Origin of the sequence: Cupriavidus sp. UYPR2.512, assembly GCF_000379565.1 — a bacterium.
In the GTDB taxonomy this organism is placed as follows: Bacteria; Pseudomonadota; Gammaproteobacteria; order Burkholderiales; family Burkholderiaceae; genus Cupriavidus.
Map to the genome: position 1 here is coordinate 25,913 of NZ_KB902931.1, position 16,908 is coordinate 42,820.

Consider the following 16,908-nt stretch of genomic DNA (forward strand, 5'->3'; position numbering starts at 1 on the left):
GCGGCCTCACTTCTTCAGGCAATGGTCCGGCGGGATATCCAGCAAGACCAGCGATTTCTGCCCGGCCACGTAGTGGTAGCGCAACCTGACCCCCAGCTTGCCGAGCACCGGCACATCCGGGTTGCGGCAGATGCCGCGCTCCAGGATCGGCTTGGCCGTCGCCATGAACTCGCGGGTATCGTCACGCGCGGCATCCACCCCCGAAACCTTCAACTGGAACTCGACAATCTTGCCCGGCCGCGTCACGCAGCCGTCGAAGCGGGTAGTGTCGTCCAGGTCAAGCGGGCCGGCGCGCATCAGTTCCTGGCAGGCCATGCGCAGTTCACGGTCGACATCGCCGGCGGTCAGGCGGGTCACGCCGTTCATGCCGGTGGGCTTGCCGCGCACCGTGCCCAGCAGCAGCGTGGCCAGCCCCGATAGTTGCGGGGACGGCGCAGGCGGGGCCGCCTGGGTGGCGGAAAGGGCAAGTGGCCCGGCCAGCAGGGACAGGCCCAGGCACACAGCGGCATTGCGCAAAGGACGGCGATCGGGGACTGCAGGGACAGCAAGGACAGCAGGGGCAGCAGGGGCAGGGCGCATGACGCAACGGGGACAGGATTGCCTTGGGGTTCGCGCTGCTACTTTAGCCTTGGCGCCTTGCCGCCGTTGTCAGGCGTTGTCCTACGGCGCAACGGGGGCTTGCCCTGGCGGCCGCGGCATGCCAGCGAACGGGGAGCGTAGAATCCGAGTCCCCAAGACCTGATCGAAGTCCGGAGTCCCGCCATGTCCGTGCAGATCCGCCCAGAATCGCCGTCCGACGCCGACGCCATCGCACAGCTGACCACCGCCGCTTTCCTGGCGGCGCCGCACGCCAGCCACACCGAGGCGTTCGTCGTCAATGCGCTGCGCCGCGCCGGCCAGCTGACAGTGTCGCTGGTCGCACAGGCCGGCGACAGGCTGGTGGGGCACGTGGCGATTTCGCCGGTCACGGTCTCATCCGGCGCGACCGGCTGGTACGGGCTGGGCCCGATCTCGGTGGCGCCGGACCGGCAAGGACAGGGCATCGGCTCACAGCTGATGCACGCGGCGCTGGCCGACCTGCGCCGCCTTGGCGCTGCGGGCTGCGTGGTGCTGGGCGATCCCGCCTACTACGGCCGCTTCGGCTTTGCCGCGCGGCCCGGGCTGGTGCTGGACGGCATGCCGCCCGAGTACTTCCAGGCACTGACGTTCGACGGCGGCTATCCGGCGGGCAGCGTGCAATACCATGACGCCTTCAACGCCACCGCCTGACGGGCGGGCGTTCAGAGCTCCAGCACCAGCCGGCCGCCACCACAGGCGCGCGAGCAGCACGCCATCATGCGCTGGTTGGCCTCGCGCTCGCTGCGCGTGAGTACCACGTCGCGATGGTCGACCTGGCCGGCCAGCACGCGCACCTCGCAGGATCCGCACAGGCCTTCCTCGCAATCGCTCTGCACGTCGATATTGGCGCTGCGCAGCGCGCTCAGCAGGGTCTGGCCGGCCGGGACTTCCATGACCAGGCCGGAGTCCTTGAGCTCGACGGTAAAGGGCTGCTCCTGCGAGGCATCCAGCGTGCCCAGCCTCGATACGAAGTGCTCCACGCGCAGCGCATCTTCCGGCCACGCCGCGCAGCACTCGGCCAGCGCATCCAGCATGCGCTGCGGGCCGCAGGCGTAGATCTGGGTGCGCGGGTCCGGCTGCGCCAGCAGCTTGCCGAAGTCGGCGCGCTGGCCTTCATCGCTGGCATGGACTTGCAGCCGTGCACCGTGCAGGGCCTGCAGTTCATCCGGCATCGCCATCGCCTTGCGCGAACGGCCGCAGTAGTGGAATTCGTAGTCGATGCCAAGCGCACGGGCGCGCCGCGCCATCGCGCTGACCGGCGTGATGCCGATGCCGCCGGCGATAAAGATGGCGCGCTTGCAGCTTTCATCGAAGCGGAAGTGGTTGCGCGGCCCGCGGATGCGCAGGCGGTCGCCGGCCCGGACGCTGCCATGCACCCAGGCCGAGCCGCCGCGGCTGTCGGGGTCGCGCAGTACGGCAATTTCCAGTGCCGCGGCATCGTCCGGATCGCCGCACAGCGAATACTGGCGCGACAGCCCGGTATCGCCGCATTCCACGTCGATATGCGAGCCCGGAGCCCAGCGCGGCAGCGGCTTGCCGTCAGGCGCCGCCAGCCGCAGCCGGACCACGCCGTCGGCGGCGGGCGTGACGCGCTCGATCACCACCGTGCGGGCGATGGTGTGCGCGGACGGCTCGCCGATGCGCACCGGCTGGCGCACGTCGAGCACGGCCGGGTCGCGGCGCTCAGGGTTCTGCGCGGGGTCCCATTCCACCAGCAAGTGCTCCGGGCCGCGGAACGAGGTGTTGGGCACGTAGGTGAAGGCCTGCCCTGCCAGGCGCATATGCGGCAGCCGGCGCGTCAGTTCTTCCAGGAAGACCTGCATCTCCATGCGCGCCAGGTTCTTGCCCATGCACTGGTGCGAGCCGTAGCCAAAGGTCAGCTGTTCGCTGGCGTTGTCACGGCGGATGTCGAACAGGTCGGCATCGGCAAAATGGCGCTCGTCATGGTTGGCCGAAGACGTGACGATCAGCAGCTTGCTGCCCGCGGGCAGGCGGATGCCGCCGACCTCGGCGTCGCGCGTCACCAGCCGCCGCCATGCGGCGACGGAGCCGTTGTGGCGCAGGCATTCTTCCACTGCATTGGGGATCAGCGATGGATCGTCGCAGATCTCGCGCCACGCATCCGGATGCTGCAGCAGCAGCTTGACGGCATTGGCCGAGGCATTGGCGGTGGTCTCGTGCGCGGCGACGATGCCGGCCATCATCATCGAATGCAGGTAGGAGTCGGTGACCACCTCGGGCAGGTCTTTCTGCTTGCGCAGGCCGTACTGCATCCAGCCCGGGCCGGACGGGTCTTCGCGCATCTTGTCGAGGATGCGGCCCGCCAGCTGCCAGAAGTTGCCCACGGCATGCGCCACCGCCACCTGTTCCTCCGGCTTTGGCCGGCCCCAGGTGTTGACGGTATGGGCGATGGAGTACTGGCGCAGCAGGTCCATGTCCTCTTCGGGCACGCCCAGGAAATGCAGGGCCACGGTCAGCGGCACCTCCCACAGCATCTGGTCGACCAGGTCGGCGCGGCCATCGTCGATAAAGCGGTCGACATACTCGCGCGCCAGGCGGCGCACCAGCGGCTCATGGTGCGCCAGTTCCGCGGGCGTGAAGGGCGCCATCAGCGCGCGCCGGCGCGGCATGTGGGCGGGCTCGTCCTCGTTGACCAGCGTGCGGTTCATGGCGTAGCCATAGGAGGCCAGCACGGCATTGGCCTCGTCGCCGGTGGGCGTGATCTTCTCCAGCGCGATCGACGGGCTGAAGGTCAGGTTATCGCGGAAGATCGCCTTGATGTCTTGGTAGCGCGTGACCACCCAGTAGCCCAGCCTGGGGCTGAAGAACACTGGCTCCTGCTCGCGCGACCAGCGCACGTATTCGGGCGGATCCTGCTGGTAGCCGTCGCCGAAGGGATCGAATTGCGCCGCGTTGTGGCTGACCGGGCAGCCGTTGGGCGCGGTCAAGGCGCTGTGGTCGATCGGGCAGCCGCTGCGCGCGGCGCTGGGGGAGGGGTTGGCCATGCTGCGTACTCCAGGCGAAAAACAGGGCCGTCCGATCAGGGCCGGACGGCCATTCGGTCTTGCGGCCGGACTCAGTTGTCCAGCGTGATCTTCAGGTCGCGGATCAGCCGGGTCCAGCGGGTGGACTCGCTGCGCAGCAGCTCGCTGAACTGCGCCGGCGAGTTGCCGACCGGCTCCACGCCGAAGTCCACCAGCCGCTTGTTGACAGCGGGCTCGCGGATTGCCGCGACCACGTCCTTGTTCAGGGTACTGACCACCTCCGGCGGCGTGCCGGCCGGCACCACCATGCCCACCAGCGCGGCGGCTTCCACGCGCGGGTAGCCCAGCTCGGCAAAGGTCGGCACGTCAGGCAACTGCGGCAGTCGGGTGGCATTGGCCACCGCCAGCGGCCGGACCTTGCCGCCCTTGATAAAGCCGGCGCCGGCGGCGTAGTCCACCATCATCGCCACCACCTGGCCGGCGGCCACGTCCGACAGCGCAGGCGCCGCGCCGCGGTATGGAGCATGCGTCATCGACAGGCCGGCTTCCACCTTCAGCAGCTCCATCGCCAGGTGGTGCGGGCTGCCCGCGCCTGCTGAGCCGTAGTTGATGCCGCCCTGGGTGGCCTTGGTCTGCGCGATGAATTCCCTGGCGCTCTTGACCGGGCTGGCCGCGCCTACCACCAGGATCATGGGGAAGCGGCCCAGCAGCGTCACCGGAGCCAGATCCTTGCCCGGGTTGTAGGAAAGCGCTTTGTACAGCACGGGGTTGAACACCAGCGTGCCGTTGTCGGCCGACAGCACGGTATAGCCGTCGGCGGCCGAGCGCGCCGTCTCGGCCGCGCCGATGGCGGTATTGCCGCCCGGCTTGTTGTCCACCACCACCGGCTGGCCGACCTTGGCCGACAGCCCCTGGCCGATGGTGCGCGCCAGGAAGTCCGAGCCGCCGCCGGCGGCATAGGGGACGATCCAGCGGATCGGCTTGGCAGGGTAGGCCTCGGCGGCTTGCGCGGGAATGGCGGCCAGCATCGGCAGGGCCAGTGCGCCAATGACCAGGCGCTGGAAGTGGGGGCGGGGCATGGGGCTTGTCTCCTTGTTGGTCAGCCCGGTGTAGGCACCGGTGTTTCTAGTTTGCGTAAATCATATACGCATTGCGTAATGATTGAATGCGGGTTAACCTTGAACCGCCCCTGTAGCGGCTGCATGGCTTAATCCGTTCCTCAAGTCATGCTCGCCACCCCTGTCTGCCGGATCTTCCCGCCATGCCCCGACCAAAAGCCACCCCACCCCCCATCAAGCCCGCCGACGCGCCGCGCACGCGCGAACGCCGCCAGCGCGTGCAATCGGCGGTCACCGGCATGGCGGTGCTCAAGGGGCTGGCCCGGCTGGGCGGGCGCGCCAGCCTGACCGCGCTGGCCGCGCACATCGACGAAAGCCCGGCCAAGGTGCACCGCTACCTGGTGAGCCTGGTGGAAGAGGGGCTGGTGGCGCAGGAGGCGGGCACGCAGCAATACCACCTGGGTTTCGAGGCGCTGCAGATCGGCATGGCGGCGATGCGGCAGTCCGACCCGATCCGGCTCGCCGAAGCCTCGCTGGTGCGCTTGCGCGAAGCGCTGGAAGTGACCTGCTTTGTCGCGGTGATGGGCAACAAGGGGCCGACCATCATGCGCTTTGAAGAACCGGGCTTGCCGGTAACGGTGAACGTGCGCGCGGGCTCGGTGATGCCGCTGCTGTGGTCGGCCACCGGGCGCGTGTTCCTGGGCCTGCTCGATGAAAAGCGCGTGCATGCACAGGCCGAAGAAGAACTGGCCACAGCCAGCCCGGCGCGGCTGGCGCAGCTCGATGCCAAGGACCCCATCGGCGCGCTGCGCGGCGCGGTGCAGGCCGACGACTGCGCCTGGGTGCGCGACACCAACCTGACCGGCATCAGCGCCGTGGCAGCGCCGGTGCGCGACTACACCGGGCGCGTCTGCGCGGTGCTGACGGCGCTGGGCGCCACCGGCGGCTTTGATCCCGCCATCGACGGGCCCATCGGCAGCGCCGTGCGGCGCGAGGCGCGCGCGGTTAGTGCGGCGCTGGGGTTCAATCCCGGGGCCTGATCGGATCCCTCAGCCGGTGAAGCCGCCATCGGCCAGTTATGCCACCTCGCGCAGCGCGGTTTCGCACGGCATGGCGGCATCGCCAGCGTGCCGCACCGACGGATACCCCGCCGCAAACACCAGGCGCCCGCCCGACCAGGTATGGGTGACCATCGGCTGGCCGGCCACGCCGGACACGGCGATCACATCCGCACGCAGCCCCGGCGCCAGGCGGCCGCGGTCATCCAGCAGGCAGGCGTCGGCGGGATTGGCGGTGACCAGCGCCAGCGCCTGGTTCAGCGGCAGGCCGGCCAGGCCCGCGGCGGCATACGCGGCGGCGATCAGCGTGGATGGCTGGTAGTCCGAGCACAGGATGGTGCCCACGCCCGCCTGGATCGCGTCGATGGCGCGCATCGACCCGCTCTGGCTTTTGCCGCGCAGCACGTTGGGCGCGCCCAGGATGGTCGGCAGCGCTTGGGCGCACGCGGCTTGCGCGGTTTCCAGGTTGATCGGGAACTCGCTCATGCGCACGCCCAGCGTGTGCATGGCGGCGATGCGCTGCGGCGAATCATCGTCATGGCTGGCGGTAGGGATGCCCAGCGCGTGCGCCTTGGCCACCAGCCGGTTGACGCGCTCATGCGCGCCTTCCAGCGCGGCGGCCTTCTTGTGGGCGGCATCGGCGGCTTGCTCGCGGCTCATGCCGTGGTTGCCGATCATGTAGGCCAGGTAGGCGTCCATGGTCTTGAACTGCCCCTGGCCCGGCGAGTGGTCCATCACGGACAGCAGGTCGACCACGCCCTCGGCCATCAGCGCTTCCAGCACCGGCACCGCGCCGGTATCGGTGACTTCGTAGCGGCAATGGATGCGGTTGTCGACCAGGCTGTGGCGGCGATACGCGGCCAGGGTACGCACCAGCGTGGCCGCGATGTCGACATTGCGCACGCCGAACTGGTTGCCGGCGAACGACAGCGCGTGGTACGGCGTGGTGATGCCGGCCGCGGCGTTGCGGCGGTCCACCTGGGCCACGGCAAAGTCCAGCGGGAACAGCACGCTGGCGCGGGGTTCGACTTCCTTCTCGATGGCGTCGCAATGCACATCGACCAGGCCTGGCATCACCGTGTGGCCATGCAGGTCGATCACGGCGGCGTGGGCGGGCACCGCCGCGGGGGCCGGTTCGATGGCGGCGATGCAGCCATCTTCGATCAGCAGTGCGCTGTCGTGCAGCACGCGGTCCGGCAGCACCAGGGTGGCGTGCGTCAGGTAGGTAGCAGACATGTCCGGCTCCGTTCTGGGATTCCGTTCTGGGATCAAATCAGGCAAGGGCAGTAGCGGGTTGCAGCGGCAGCAGGCGCGTGGCCACGGCATCGCGTACCGCTTCATCGTGGAAGATGCCGATCAGCGCGCGGCCTTCAGCCAGCGCCTCGCGGATCAGGTCGACCACCACGGCGCGGTTGTCGGCGTCCAGCGAGGCGGTGGGCTCGTCCAGCAGCAGGATCGGGTGGCCGCCGATCAGCCCGCGCGCGATGTTCACGCGCTGCTGCTCGCCACCGGAGAAAGTCGCCGGCGGCAGCTCCCACAGCCGGCGCGGCAGGTTCAGCCGTGCCAGCAGCTCTGCCGCGCGGGCGCGGGCCTCCTCATGGCTGGCGCCGCGCTGCTGCAGCGGATCGGCCACCACATCGAGCGCACCGACGCGGGGAATCGCGCGCAGGAACTGGCTGACATAACCGATCACGTCGCGGCGCAGCTTCAGCACGCGTTGCTCGGGGGCGTGGGTCAGCTCGACCCACGGCTCGCCCCCGGCGCTGGTATCGCGCAGGCGGATGCTGCCTTCGGTGGCCAGGTAATTGCCGTACAGGCAGCGCAGCAGCGTGCTCTTGCCAGTGCCGGACGGCCCGGACAGCACCAGGCATTCGCCGCGGGCGGCATCGAAATCCATCGCGCGCAGCACGGGCAGGCGGATGCCGCCCTGGTTGTGCAGCGTAAACATTTTGCCGAGGGCGCGGACCTCGACCAGCTTCTGTGGGTGTTCTGCGTGCATCGTCGTCAGCCCTGCAGGATGGAAGAGACCAGCAACTGCGTGTACGGGTGCTGCGGGTCGTCGAGGATCTGGTCGGTCAGGCCTTGCTCCACCACGCGGCCGCCTTGCATGACCAGCGTGCGGTGCGCGAGCAGGCGCGCCACGGCCAGGTCGTGCGTGACCAGCACGGCGGCGAGGCCCAGGTCCGCCACCAGGCGGCGCAGCAGGTCGAGCAGGCGGGCCTGCACCGACACGTCCAGCGACGCGGTGGGCTCATCCATGAACACCAGGCGCGGGTGCGTGACCAGGTTGCGCGCGATCTGCAGACGCTGCTGCATGCCGCCGGAGAAGGTGCCCGGCACGTCGTCCAGCCGGGCCAGGTCGATTTCCATCTTCTCCAGCCAGTTGCCGGCGACCTCGCGCAGGTTGCCGTAGTGGCGCTCGCCCACGGCCATCAGGCGCTCGGCGATATTGGCGCCGGCGCTGACCTGCATGCGCAGGCCGTCGCGCGCGTGCTGGCGCACGAAGCCCCAGTCGGTGCGGGCCAGCAGCCGCAAGCGCGCGCCGGACAGCGTGGCCAGGTCGGTCAGGCCTGACTCGCGCATGTCGTAGCTGACGCTGCCGCGCTGCGCGGGCGCCTGCATCGACAAGGCTTGCAGCAACGTGCTCTTGCCGGAGCCCGATTCGCCCACCACGCACAGCACCTCGCCCGGGTACAGATCGAAGCTGACGTCATGGCAGCCATGCAGGCCGTCCCAGGTGCGCGTCAGGTTGCGCACCGACAGCAGCGGGGTGGCGCTCATCGGGCACCTCCGGCGGCGGTCCTGACGGCCTGGGCCGCCTGGCGGTCGGCGCAGTATTCCGTATCAGAGCAAATGAACAGGCGCGTGCCGGCGTCGTCGGTGATGATCTCGTCGAGGTAGCTGTCGGTGGCGCCGCACTGGGCGCAGCAGCTGGACCACTTTTCCACCGTGAAGGGATGGTCGGCGAAGTCCAGGCTCTTGACCGCGGTGTACGGCGGCACGGCATAGACGCGCTTCTCGCGCCCGGCGCCGAACAGCATCAGCGCGGGGCTGCGGTCGAGCTTGGGATTGTCGAACTTGGGGATCGGCGACGGCCGCATCATGTAGCGCTGGTTGACGATCACGGGGTAGTCGTAGGTGGTGGCGATATGGCCGTGATGGGCGATGTCCTCATACAGCTTGACGTGCATCGCGCCGTACTCGGCCAGTGCGTGCATGGTGCGGGTCTCGCCCTCGCTCGGTTCCAGCCAGCGCAGCGGCTCGGGGATGGGCACCTGGAACACCATGGTCTGGCCCGCGTGCAACGGCGTTTCCGGTATCCGGTGACGGGTCTGGATGATGCTGGCTTCGGCGGTGCGCTCGGTGGTCTGCACGCCGGTGACGCGGCCGAAGAAACGGCGGATATTGATGGCGTTGGTGGTGTCGTCCGAGCCCTGGTCGATCACCTTGAGCACGTCATCCTTGCCGATGATGGCGGCCGTCACCTGGATGCCGCCCGTGCCCCAGCCGTAGGGCAGCGGCATCTCGCGGCTGCCGAAGGGAACCTGGTAGCCGGGAATCGCCACGGCCTTGAGCAGCGCGCGGCGCAGCATGCGCTTGGTCGACTCGTCCAGGTAGCCGAAGTTGTAGTGGTCGTCGCGGGCAATGCCTGCGGCCGGGGTAGCTTGAGCGGCGGTCATGCCAGGGTCTCCTCTTGCGGCTGAGGTTGCGATACGGCCTGCACCGGCGCACCGTCCTGTTCCGCGCGCAGCCGGCGCAGCAGTTCCAGGTTGGCCTGGAAGTCCACGTAGTGGGGCAGCTTCAGGTGCTGCACGAAGCCGGAGGCCTCGACGTTGTCGCTGTGGTACAGCATGAATTCGATATCATTGGCCGGGGCGTCGGCGGCTTCGCCCAGTTCTTCGGCGCGCATGGCGCGGTCGGCCAGCGCCATCGACATGGCCTTGCGCTCGTTGTAGCCGAACACCAGCCCGTAGCCGCGCGTGAAGCGCGGGGCTTCGTCGGCATTGCCGGCGAACTGGCTCACCATCTGGCATTCGGTCAGCTCGATTGCGCCGATGGTGACCGCGAAGCCAAGCTCTTCCACGAACAGTTCGACCTCGGCCGTGCCGTAGCGGATCTCGGCTGCGAACGGGTGCGAGTTGCCGTAGCCGCGCTGGGTGGAATAGCCCATCGACAGCAGGAAGCCTTCATCGGCGCGCGCCAGGTTCTGCAGGCGCGCGGCGCGGTTGGCGGGGAAGGCCAGCGGCTCGCGCGTCAGGTCGGGCGGGGTGGGGTCGCCGGGAGGAATCTCATCGGCTTCGACCAGTTCATCCGCTTCCAGCAGGCCGGTCACGCGCGGCATGCTGGCGGCGAGGGGTTCGGGCGAGGGCGGCAGCGGCTCGGGGTCGCGGCCTGCTTCGAGCGTGAAATCCAGCAGGCGCTGGGTGTAGTCGTAGGTCGGCCCCAGCACCTGTCCGCCCGGCACGTCCTTGAACGTGGACGAGATCCGGCGCTGCAGGCGCATCGCGCCCGTATCCACTGGCTGGGTATAGCCAAAGCGCGCCAGCGTGGTGCGATAGGCGCGCAGCAGGAAGATCGCCTCGATCTGGTCGCCGGCAGCCTGTTTCAGGGCCAGCGCGGCCAGGTGCGGGTCGTACAGCGAGCCTTCGGCCATGACGCGCGACACCGCCAGCGGCATCTGTTCGCGGATCTGCGCCAGCGTGAGTTCCGGCACCGCGGTATCGCCACGGCGGTAGGTATCGAGCATCCGATAGGAATTGAGGATGGCGCGCTCGCCACCTTTGACGGCTACGTACATGTCATTCCTCCACGAGCGTGGTGCGCGTCAGGGCGCAGAATCGGTCGCCGCTGGCCAGCAGCAGGTCCACGCCGAGCGGGAAGCCGGCATTGTTGGCGCGCCAGCCGGCCCGGAAGTCCGCGGGCAGGCCGGCCACGCGCAGCACCTGCGTGGTTTCGATACCGGGCCCGCGCAGCGTGAGGGTGTCGCCATCGGCAAGCGAGGCCACCTCCATCAGCAGCGTGGCGGAGCGGTCGGGGAAGGCCGGGTCGCCTTGCGCGCAGTCCGCCAGCGCCGGCATTGCATATCCGGCGGGCACGCACACGAAGGCCGCGGCGCCGACATCGTCGGTCAGCGGGCAGCCGCAATGGAAGCGCAGGAACGCGCGCGCCGCGGCCGGCACGCCGGCAGGCAGCCAGACCGGGGTATCGGGATCGGCCAGCGTCAGCAGCAGCACGGCCAGCGCGGGAGACAGGCCGTCGGGCAGGCCGCTGGTCACGGGCAGCGTTTGCAGCCGGCCCGGATGGGCAAATGCCTGCAGCGCGGCTCGGAAGACCCGCTGGGCGTCGTCGACCGGGTTGTTGAAACCCGGCAGCAGCGAGGCGGCCGGGATGGACAGGATCGGTTGGGTGGCAGTCATCTCAGTCCTCTCCCCGGACCATGGTGAAGAACTCGACGCGGGTCTGGGCGGCAGTGGCCGCTGCATGTGCGGCGCGCTCCGCCTGCGTGCTTGCCAACGGCGCCAGCACGAGGTCCTGCACGCGCTGGTGCCAGGCCGGGCGCTGCAGCAGCGCGTCCAGCACCGCGGCCTGTTCGGTGTGGCGGGCGCTGCGGCCCTGGATATAGGCCACGCCTGCCGCGGCCCCGGCAGCGCCGTCTTCCAGCACGACCGCGCAGCGCGTGACCGTGATTTCTCCCAGGTTGAACCGGGCACCGGTACCGCCTGCGCGGGCCCGGACCATCGCCATGCCGGACTCCGCCTTGCGCAGCAGCCGGTAGGCCGGCAGGGCTTGCGCCTGGCCAAGCCGCTGGTAAGCGCCGTCAAGCGCGTCGGTGGGCGCCGTCGCCAGGATCCGGAGCCAGGCGGCGCGGGCGGCATGGACCTGCGCAGTTTCGCTTTGCATCATCACCCCTATACGTCTATACGTTTAGATGTCACTGCTTGAACACGCAGCTACTAGACCACAGGCAAATGAACGTTTCATGACGGGGCGGGGCATTGCTCGGCCACCCCGCCATCGAGGCGCGGTTGAGGCACAATCGCATGGCAATGGTGAACGCTTGATGACAAGAGGGCAGCGCGAGATGTCTGATCGAGAAGTGGAACGGGGTTCCGGTGTGGCGGTATGGCGCCAGATTGGCGAGGCGCTGGCGGACGACATCCGCAAGAAGCTGTACCTGCCCGGCGAGCAGCTGCCCCCAGAGCCTGAACTGGCCACGCGCTTCGCGGTCAACCGCCACACCATCCGCCGCGCCATGGGCGAGCTGGAGCTGAGCGGGCTGGTGCGGATCGAGCAGGGCCGCGGCACCTTCGTGCAGGAACATGCGATCGACTACGCGATCGGGCGCCGCACGCGGTTCTCGCAAAACCTGGCCGCGCAGGGCATGCGCGGGCATACCGAGATCATCGACAGCCAGGTGGTGCGCGCGCCGGAAGTGGCAAGGCAACTGGGCCTGGCGCGCACGGCGGAGATCCTGCACGTGCAGATGATCGGCAAGGCCGAAGCGCGCACCATCGACGTTGCCGAGCATTACTTCGATCTCAAGCGCTTCCCGGGTATCGACGAGGTGCTGCGCGCCAGGCAATCCGTATCGCGCGCGCTGGCGCAATTCGGCATTGCCGACTACACGCGCAAGTGGTCGCGCATCACCGCGGCCATGCCCAGCGCCCCGGTGGCGCGGCTGCTGAACCAGCCGAAGACGCGCCCGGTGCTGCAGGTGGAGGCGCTGAACGTTGATATCGAAGGGGCGCCGGTGCAGTACAGCGTGGTGCGGTTCGCGGGGGACTGGGTGCAGCTGACGGTTTCCGACAGTGATTGAGGCGGGGCGCCGAGGCATTGGTCTAGACATCCGGCTGTCATCCGCCTGCGCTAACATGTCTGCGGTCCAGACCACAAAACCAGGGCAGTCGCCGCCGCCGGGCGATGGGCGCCGCTGGTAACCTTGCCGCATGACCTTGCCAGCGCACCGTTACGCCATCTACCTGGCGCCCTCCGATCCCTTCCGCACGTTTGGCAGCCAGTGGCTGGGCCGCGACGCCGAGACCGGCGCCGCGCTGCCCGCCCCGGCGGGCATGGCGCCGCCGCTCGCCGAATGGGTCAAGGCACCGGCGCACTACGGCCTGCATGCCACGCTGAAGCCGCCATTCCGGCTTGCGCAGGGCACCAACGGGCCGATGCTCGACGCCGCTGCGCGGGACTTCGTGCGTGGCTGCGATGCCTTCGATGCGCCGCTGGCGCTGCGTGCGCTGCGAGGTTTTGTGGCGTGGTGCCTGGCCGATGGCGGTTCGCCCCCGATGCAGGCGCTGGCCGATGCGTGCGTACTGGCATTCGAGCGCTTGCGCGCTCCGCCCACGGCCGAAGAGGCCGGCCGGCGCAAGCCGGACCAGTTGACCGATGAAGAGCGCCGCATGCTCGACGCATGGGGCTACCCGTATGTGTTCGGTACCTTCGTCTTCCATATCACGCTGACCGGCATGCTTGACACCGACGGCCAGCGCGCCGCCATCGAGCGCCTGGGGGCCGCGAGCGGCAAGCTGCTGCAGGCGCCGCTTCATGTGGACGGGATCAGCGTATTCGTGCAGCCGGCGCCCGGCGACGACTTTATCGTTGCACGCCACTATGGTTTCAACGGCAGCACCACCGACGGCGCCGGCGCGGCGTACCTGGACGCATGAACGCACATGGCCCGGCCGACGGACACGGCCTGTTCTACCTGATGGGGCCGTCCGGCAGCGGCAAGGATACGCTGCTGCGCGCGCTGCGCGAGCGTCTCGGGCCGGACGACCGCATCGTCATCGCGCATCGCTATATCACCCGCGAGGCCGATGCCAGCGAGGCCTGCGTTGCGCTGACCCCCGATGAATTCCGGCGCCGCCAGGCGCTCGGCTGCCTGGCGCTGGACTGGCACAGTCACGGGCTGCACTACGGCATCGGCATCGAGATCGAGCAGTGGCTGGCCAGGGGCCTGACCGTGATTGTCAACGGCTCGCGCGAGTACCTGCCGCAAGCCGTGGCGCGCTACCCGAAGCTGTGCGCCGTGCACGTGCGCGTCCGGCCGGAGGTGCTGGCCACGCGGCTGCGCCAGCGTGGCCGCGAGTCGGAAGCAGCGATTGCCCGGCGCCTGGCGCGCGCGGTGCAGGCATTCACCGTGCCGGCAGGGTGCCGCCTGGTCGAGTTCGACAATAGCGGCGCCCTGGAAACCGCGGCGGAGGCGTTCGCGCAGTTGGTTGGGGTTACAGCTGATAGCGCAACATTAAGCTGACAATCCAGTGCCCGAGGAAAGCCGCCGGCACGGCCTTGCCATCAGAGTTCAATGCTGAAACTGATGCCGTGCTCGGTGAAGCCGAGCCGGCGATAGAACTGATGGGCCTGCAGGCGCCGTGCGTTGGACGACAGCGCCAGCTTGGCCGCACCGGCTTCACGGGCGAGGCGCATTGCTTCCCGCATCATCGCCTTGCCGACGCCCATGCCGCGCGCGGACGGCGCCACCACCACTGCCTCGACAATCGCCTCGGGACGCCCGTCGTGGACCATCACGGGGAATACCAGCAGGCTGAAGGTGCCCAACGGCACCTCGTCCTCATCCACCATCATGTAGCAGCGGTAGTCCGGATAGCGGCGCATGGTTGCGTAGCGCTCTCGCATGGTGGCCAGCGGCAGCGGCGCTTCGTCGTCCATCGCGGCCAGCAGCGCTGACAGGTGCCGCAGTTCCGCGTCGGAACCGCGCACTTCACGCAGGGTAAGCACGGCTTGAGCGATGGTGTTCATGCGCCAGTCCGCGCGCAACGCGCGGCCATGTCCAGATAGTGCGCCAGCGGCGGCGTGGCCAGGTCGACCACCTTGGCCAGGTCGTCGTAGCGGCGCAGGCGGACCGCGGCAGTGGCGTGGCGGCTGGCGGCGAATGCATCAGCCTGCGCGGCGCTGTACGCGCCGCCTTGCAGCGCAAGGCTTTGCACTGACGCGGGTGACAGCGTGCCGAAATACGCGGGATCGACGGCACACAGGTAGCGCTTGGCCGCCACGTGCAGGCGCACGGGCTCGGTCACTTCGTCGCCGAACAGCCCGGCCAGCGCATCCGCGGCGGCCTCCTGGTGGCGCATGTCGGTGGTGGTGCTTTCGGCCAGCAGCAGGTGGCCAACGTCGTGGAGCAGGGCGGCGACGATCAGCGGCTGCGGCTCGCCGGCCTGCTCGGCCAGTTGCGCGCATTGCAGCGCGTGCGCGGTCTGGCTGATGGCTTCGCCGCCGTACCAGGCATTGCCATGGTCGGCAAACAGCGTTTCGATGCGGGACAGGTTCAGCATGATGTCAGACCAGTACCTTGCGGATTTGTGCGGAGATGATGTCGATCGCCGAGACGAACAGGATGATGATAATCATCACGGCACAGGTCTGCCCATACTGGAAGCTGCGGATGATCTCCCACAGCACGGTGCCGATGCCGCCGGCGCCGACGATGCCTACCACCGAGGCCGAGCGCACGTTGGACTCAAAGCGGTACAGCGCGAACGACAGCCACAGCGGCAGCACCTGCGGAATCACGCCGTAGACGATCTCCTCGATCGGGCCGGCGCCGGTGGCGCGCACGCCTTCCACCGGGCGCGGGTCGATGGCCTCCACGGCTTCGGCGAACAGCTTGGCCAGCACGCCGGTGGTGTGGATCCAGATCGCCAGCACGCCGGCAAACGGACCCAGGCCTACGGCCACGATGAACAGCATGGCAAACACCATCTCATTGATGGCGCGGCAGGCGTCCATGAGGCGGCGTGCGGGCTGGTAGGCCCACGCCGGCACGATATTGGCCGAACACAGCAGGCCCAGCGGCACCGCCATCACTACGGCCAGGGCGGTGCCCCACAGCGCGATCTGCACGGTGACGAGCATCTCGTCCAGGTAGTGCCGCCAGTCGCGGAAGTCGGGCGGGAAGAAATCGGCGGCAAATGTTGCCATGTTGTCCGAGTCGCGCAGCAAGTCCAGCGGGCGCATGTCGGCGCCTTGCCAGGACAGGGCGAGCATGGCCAGCAGGACTGCCCAGGTCAGCATCGCGGCAAGTGAAGCGCGCGGCGGGCGCACGTTGCTTTGGGGCTTGGGAGGCAGGCCGGGCCTGGCGGTGACAGTCATGGGGCAATCCGGAATCAAGCGGGGGAACGAAAGCGATGCGGGGCCGGCGGCGGGGTGCCACCGGCCTCGTCGGGATGGGGCTTATTGCGTGCTGGTGGCGTTGCCGGCGGCCTTGTCCAGCTCAGCCAGGCGGCGGGTCACGTCGGCCAGCCGCTTTTCCTTGTCGGCGGCGGCCAGGGTGGTGTCCGACTCGATCTTTGCCTTCTCGCGGGCCAGTTCGATCTGGCGGATCGGCACCAGTTGCGCATCGCTGGCGGTGCGGAAGCCCTGGTAGGTCAGGGTGGCCAGCACCTGCTTTTCACGCGCGGCGTCGGCGCCCTTGCCGTAGTTGACGAAGAAGGCCTGGATCTTCTTCTTCATCTCCGGCGGCAGGTCCTTGCGATAGACCATCGGATCGGCCGGGATCAGCGGCGACTTCCACAGCACCCGGACCTGGTCATAGGCATTCTTGCCGGTGTTGATGCGATAGCGCTCCATGTTCTCGGTGTTGTTCACTGCCACATCCACCTGCTTGTTCAGCACCGACAGCAGGTTGGTCTCGTGGTTGCCGATGCGCACGGCCTTGAACAGCGTCTTCGGCTCGACCTTGTTGGCAGTCCACAGGTAGAAGCCCGGCACGGCCGTGCCCGAGGTGGAATTGGGGTCGCCGGCGCCGTAGCTGAGGTCCTTGCCGCGCTTGATCACGTCTTCGACGCTCTTCAGGTCGCTGTCCTTGTTGACGATCAGCACCGACCAGTAGCCCGGGTTGCCGTCCTTGTCGATCACTGAGGCAAAGACCTCGCCGCTGGCGCGGTCCACGGCCTCCATGGCCGACTTGTTGCCGAACCAGGCGATCTGCACCTTGTTGAAGCGCATGCCTTCGATGATGCCGGCATAGTCGGACGCAAAGAACGGCTTGACGGGTACACCCAGCGTCTTGCTGAGATCGTCGATCAGCGGCTGCCAGGCGGACTTCAGGTTAGATGACGATTCAGTCGAGATAAAGCCGATGCTCAGGCTCTTGGCATCCTGCGCGAAGGCGGGCAGGGCGACCACGCCCGAGGCCACGACGGCGAGAAAGGTTCTGCGAAGCAT

At 68.6% G+C, this 16,908-nt stretch carries 19 protein-coding genes; 5 read left to right on the top strand and 14 right to left on the bottom strand.

Annotated features, from left to right (window positions below):
• Positions 1-6 precede the first annotated feature (6 nt).
• On the bottom strand, positions 7-579 hold the full coding sequence (locus A3A5_RS0111760) for a hypothetical protein (RefSeq protein ID WP_026200686.1): 573 nt from the start codon (positions 577-579) through the stop codon (positions 7-9).
• A 183-nt stretch (positions 580-762) separates the two neighbouring features.
• Here A3A5_RS0111760 and A3A5_RS0111765 point away from each other — a divergent pair, with 183 nt between their 5' ends.
• Complete coding sequence (locus tag A3A5_RS0111765) at positions 763-1,269, top strand: GNAT family N-acetyltransferase (RefSeq protein ID WP_018310771.1); 507 nt, start codon at positions 763-765, stop codon at positions 1,267-1,269.
• Between the two features lie 11 nt (positions 1,270-1,280).
• On the opposite strand, the gene A3A5_RS0111770 is transcribed toward A3A5_RS0111765, so the two are convergent.
• Positions 1,281-3,623 (bottom strand): cytochrome P450/oxidoreductase, encoded by a 2,343-nt coding sequence (locus A3A5_RS0111770; RefSeq protein ID WP_018310772.1) that lies wholly within the window; start codon positions 3,621-3,623, stop codon positions 1,281-1,283.
• 71 nt (positions 3,624-3,694) lie between these two features.
• Positions 3,695-4,681, bottom strand: a complete 987-nt coding sequence (locus A3A5_RS0111775) for a tripartite tricarboxylate transporter substrate binding protein (RefSeq protein ID WP_018310773.1) — start codon at positions 4,679-4,681, stop codon at positions 3,695-3,697.
• Positions 4,682-4,863: 182 nt separating this feature from the next.
• Between A3A5_RS0111775 and A3A5_RS0111780 the strand changes: the two genes are divergently transcribed.
• Entirely contained in the window at positions 4,864-5,700 is an 837-nt protein-coding gene (locus A3A5_RS0111780) for an IclR family transcriptional regulator (protein ID WP_018310774.1), read from the top strand.
• A gap of 36 nt (positions 5,701-5,736) precedes the next feature.
• Here the strand turns inward: A3A5_RS0111780 and A3A5_RS0111785 are convergent, their stop codons facing one another.
• From A3A5_RS0111785 to phnG, 7 genes are read right to left on the bottom strand one after another with little or no spacing between them, the layout of a single operon-like run.
• Positions 5,737-6,954, bottom strand: a complete 1,218-nt coding sequence (locus A3A5_RS0111785; protein WP_018310775.1) for an alpha-D-ribose 1-methylphosphonate 5-triphosphate diphosphatase — start codon at positions 6,952-6,954, stop codon at positions 5,737-5,739.
• Between the two features lie 37 nt (positions 6,955-6,991).
• A complete protein-coding gene (phnL, locus tag A3A5_RS0111790) occupies positions 6,992-7,717 on the bottom strand; it encodes a phosphonate C-P lyase system protein PhnL (protein WP_018310776.1) in 726 nt (241 codons plus the stop codon).
• A gap of 5 nt (positions 7,718-7,722) precedes the next feature.
• Positions 7,723-8,499 (bottom strand): phosphonate C-P lyase system protein PhnK, encoded by a 777-nt coding sequence (gene phnK / locus A3A5_RS0111795; RefSeq protein ID WP_018310777.1) that lies wholly within the window; start codon positions 8,497-8,499, stop codon positions 7,723-7,725.
• A complete protein-coding gene (locus tag A3A5_RS0111800; RefSeq protein WP_018310778.1) occupies positions 8,496-9,398 on the bottom strand; it encodes an alpha-D-ribose 1-methylphosphonate 5-phosphate C-P-lyase PhnJ in 903 nt (300 codons plus the stop codon). The genes phnK and A3A5_RS0111800 overlap by 4 nt, the downstream gene beginning before the upstream one ends.
• Positions 9,395-10,516 carry a carbon-phosphorus lyase complex subunit PhnI gene (locus A3A5_RS0111805; RefSeq protein ID WP_018310779.1) on the bottom strand — a complete coding sequence of 374 codons (1,122 nt, stop codon included), beginning with the start codon at positions 10,514-10,516 and terminating at the stop codon, positions 9,395-9,397. The genes A3A5_RS0111800 and A3A5_RS0111805 overlap by 4 nt, the downstream gene beginning before the upstream one ends.
• Position 10,517: 1 nt before the next feature.
• A complete protein-coding gene (gene phnH / locus A3A5_RS0111810; RefSeq protein WP_018310780.1) occupies positions 10,518-11,135 on the bottom strand; it encodes a phosphonate C-P lyase system protein PhnH in 618 nt (205 codons plus the stop codon).
• A 1-nt stretch (position 11,136) separates the two neighbouring features.
• Entirely contained in the window at positions 11,137-11,622 is a 486-nt protein-coding gene (phnG, locus tag A3A5_RS0111815; protein ID WP_018310781.1) for a phosphonate C-P lyase system protein PhnG, read from the bottom strand.
• A gap of 178 nt (positions 11,623-11,800) precedes the next feature.
• Here phnG and phnF point away from each other — a divergent pair, with 178 nt between their 5' ends.
• The 3 genes from phnF (at position 11,801) to phnN (ending at position 13,978) form a co-directional block, all read left to right on the top strand.
• Complete coding sequence (phnF, locus tag A3A5_RS0111820) at positions 11,801-12,535, top strand: phosphonate metabolism transcriptional regulator PhnF (protein WP_026200687.1); 735 nt, start codon at positions 11,801-11,803, stop codon at positions 12,533-12,535.
• Positions 12,536-12,665: 130 nt separating this feature from the next.
• Entirely contained in the window at positions 12,666-13,391 is a 726-nt protein-coding gene (locus tag A3A5_RS0111825) for a DUF1045 domain-containing protein (RefSeq protein ID WP_018310783.1), read from the top strand.
• Positions 13,388-13,978, top strand: coding sequence for a phosphonate metabolism protein/1,5-bisphosphokinase (PRPP-forming) PhnN (gene phnN, locus A3A5_RS0111830; RefSeq protein ID WP_018310784.1), 591 nt, complete (start codon positions 13,388-13,390; stop codon positions 13,976-13,978). Before A3A5_RS0111825 ends, phnN begins: the two co-directional genes overlap by 4 nt.
• A 41-nt stretch (positions 13,979-14,019) precedes the next feature.
• On the opposite strand, the gene A3A5_RS0111835 is transcribed toward phnN, so the two are convergent.
• The 4 genes from A3A5_RS0111835 to phnD form a co-directional block, all read right to left on the bottom strand.
• Complete coding sequence (locus A3A5_RS0111835; protein WP_026200688.1) at positions 14,020-14,484, bottom strand: GNAT family N-acetyltransferase; 465 nt, start codon at positions 14,482-14,484, stop codon at positions 14,020-14,022.
• Positions 14,481-15,017, bottom strand: coding sequence for a phosphonate degradation HD-domain oxygenase (locus A3A5_RS0111840; RefSeq protein ID WP_018310786.1), 537 nt, complete (start codon positions 15,015-15,017; stop codon positions 14,481-14,483). Before A3A5_RS0111840 ends, A3A5_RS0111835 begins: the two co-directional genes overlap by 4 nt.
• A 4-nt stretch (positions 15,018-15,021) precedes the next feature.
• Entirely contained in the window at positions 15,022-15,834 is an 813-nt protein-coding gene (gene phnE, locus A3A5_RS0111845) for a phosphonate ABC transporter, permease protein PhnE (protein WP_018310787.1), read from the bottom strand.
• 81 nt (positions 15,835-15,915) lie between these two features.
• Positions 15,916-16,908, bottom strand: a complete 993-nt coding sequence (gene phnD, locus A3A5_RS0111850; RefSeq protein ID WP_018310788.1) for a phosphonate ABC transporter substrate-binding protein — start codon at positions 16,906-16,908, stop codon at positions 15,916-15,918.

Bases quoted from the DNA above. Each gene is read 5' to 3' on its own strand.
- A3A5_RS0111780 (WP_018310774.1), top strand. From the start codon at position 4,864: ATGCCCCGACCAAAAGCCACCCCACCCCCCATCAAGCCCGCCGACGCG.
- phnN (WP_018310784.1), top strand. From the start codon at position 13,388: ATGAACGCACATGGCCCGGCCGACGGACACGGCCTGTTCTACCTGATG.
- phnG (WP_018310781.1), bottom strand. From the start codon at position 11,622: ATGATGCAAAGCGAAACTGCGCAGGTCCATGCCGCCCGCGCCGCCTGG.
- phnF (WP_026200687.1), top strand. From the start codon at position 11,801: ATGTCTGATCGAGAAGTGGAACGGGGTTCCGGTGTGGCGGTATGGCGC.
- A3A5_RS0111800 (WP_018310778.1), bottom strand. From the start codon at position 9,398: ATGACCGCCGCTCAAGCTACCCCGGCCGCAGGCATTGCCCGCGACGAC.
- A3A5_RS0111825 (WP_018310783.1), top strand. From the start codon at position 12,666: ATGACCTTGCCAGCGCACCGTTACGCCATCTACCTGGCGCCCTCCGAT.
- A3A5_RS0111765 (WP_018310771.1), top strand. From the start codon at position 763: ATGTCCGTGCAGATCCGCCCAGAATCGCCGTCCGACGCCGACGCCATC.
- A3A5_RS0111785 (WP_018310775.1), bottom strand. From the start codon at position 6,954: ATGTCTGCTACCTACCTGACGCACGCCACCCTGGTGCTGCCGGACCGC.
- phnH (WP_018310780.1), bottom strand. From the start codon at position 11,135: ATGACTGCCACCCAACCGATCCTGTCCATCCCGGCCGCCTCGCTGCTG.
- phnK (WP_018310777.1), bottom strand. From the start codon at position 8,499: ATGAGCGCCACCCCGCTGCTGTCGGTGCGCAACCTGACGCGCACCTGG.
- phnD (WP_018310788.1), bottom strand. From the start codon at position 16,908: ATGCTTCGCAGAACCTTTCTCGCCGTCGTGGCCTCGGGCGTGGTCGCC.
- phnL (WP_018310776.1), bottom strand. From the start codon at position 7,717: ATGCACGCAGAACACCCACAGAAGCTGGTCGAGGTCCGCGCCCTCGGC.
- A3A5_RS0111775 (WP_018310773.1), bottom strand. From the start codon at position 4,681: ATGCCCCGCCCCCACTTCCAGCGCCTGGTCATTGGCGCACTGGCCCTG.
- A3A5_RS0111835 (WP_026200688.1), bottom strand. From the start codon at position 14,484: ATGAACACCATCGCTCAAGCCGTGCTTACCCTGCGTGAAGTGCGCGGT.
- A3A5_RS0111840 (WP_018310786.1), bottom strand. From the start codon at position 15,017: ATGCTGAACCTGTCCCGCATCGAAACGCTGTTTGCCGACCATGGCAAT.
- A3A5_RS0111805 (WP_018310779.1), bottom strand. From the start codon at position 10,516: ATGTACGTAGCCGTCAAAGGTGGCGAGCGCGCCATCCTCAATTCCTAT.
- A3A5_RS0111770 (WP_018310772.1), bottom strand. From the start codon at position 3,623: ATGGCCAACCCCTCCCCCAGCGCCGCGCGCAGCGGCTGCCCGATCGAC.
- A3A5_RS0111760 (WP_026200686.1), bottom strand. From the start codon at position 579: ATGCGCCCTGCCCCTGCTGCCCCTGCTGTCCTTGCTGTCCCTGCAGTC.
- phnE (WP_018310787.1), bottom strand. From the start codon at position 15,834: ATGACTGTCACCGCCAGGCCCGGCCTGCCTCCCAAGCCCCAAAGCAAC.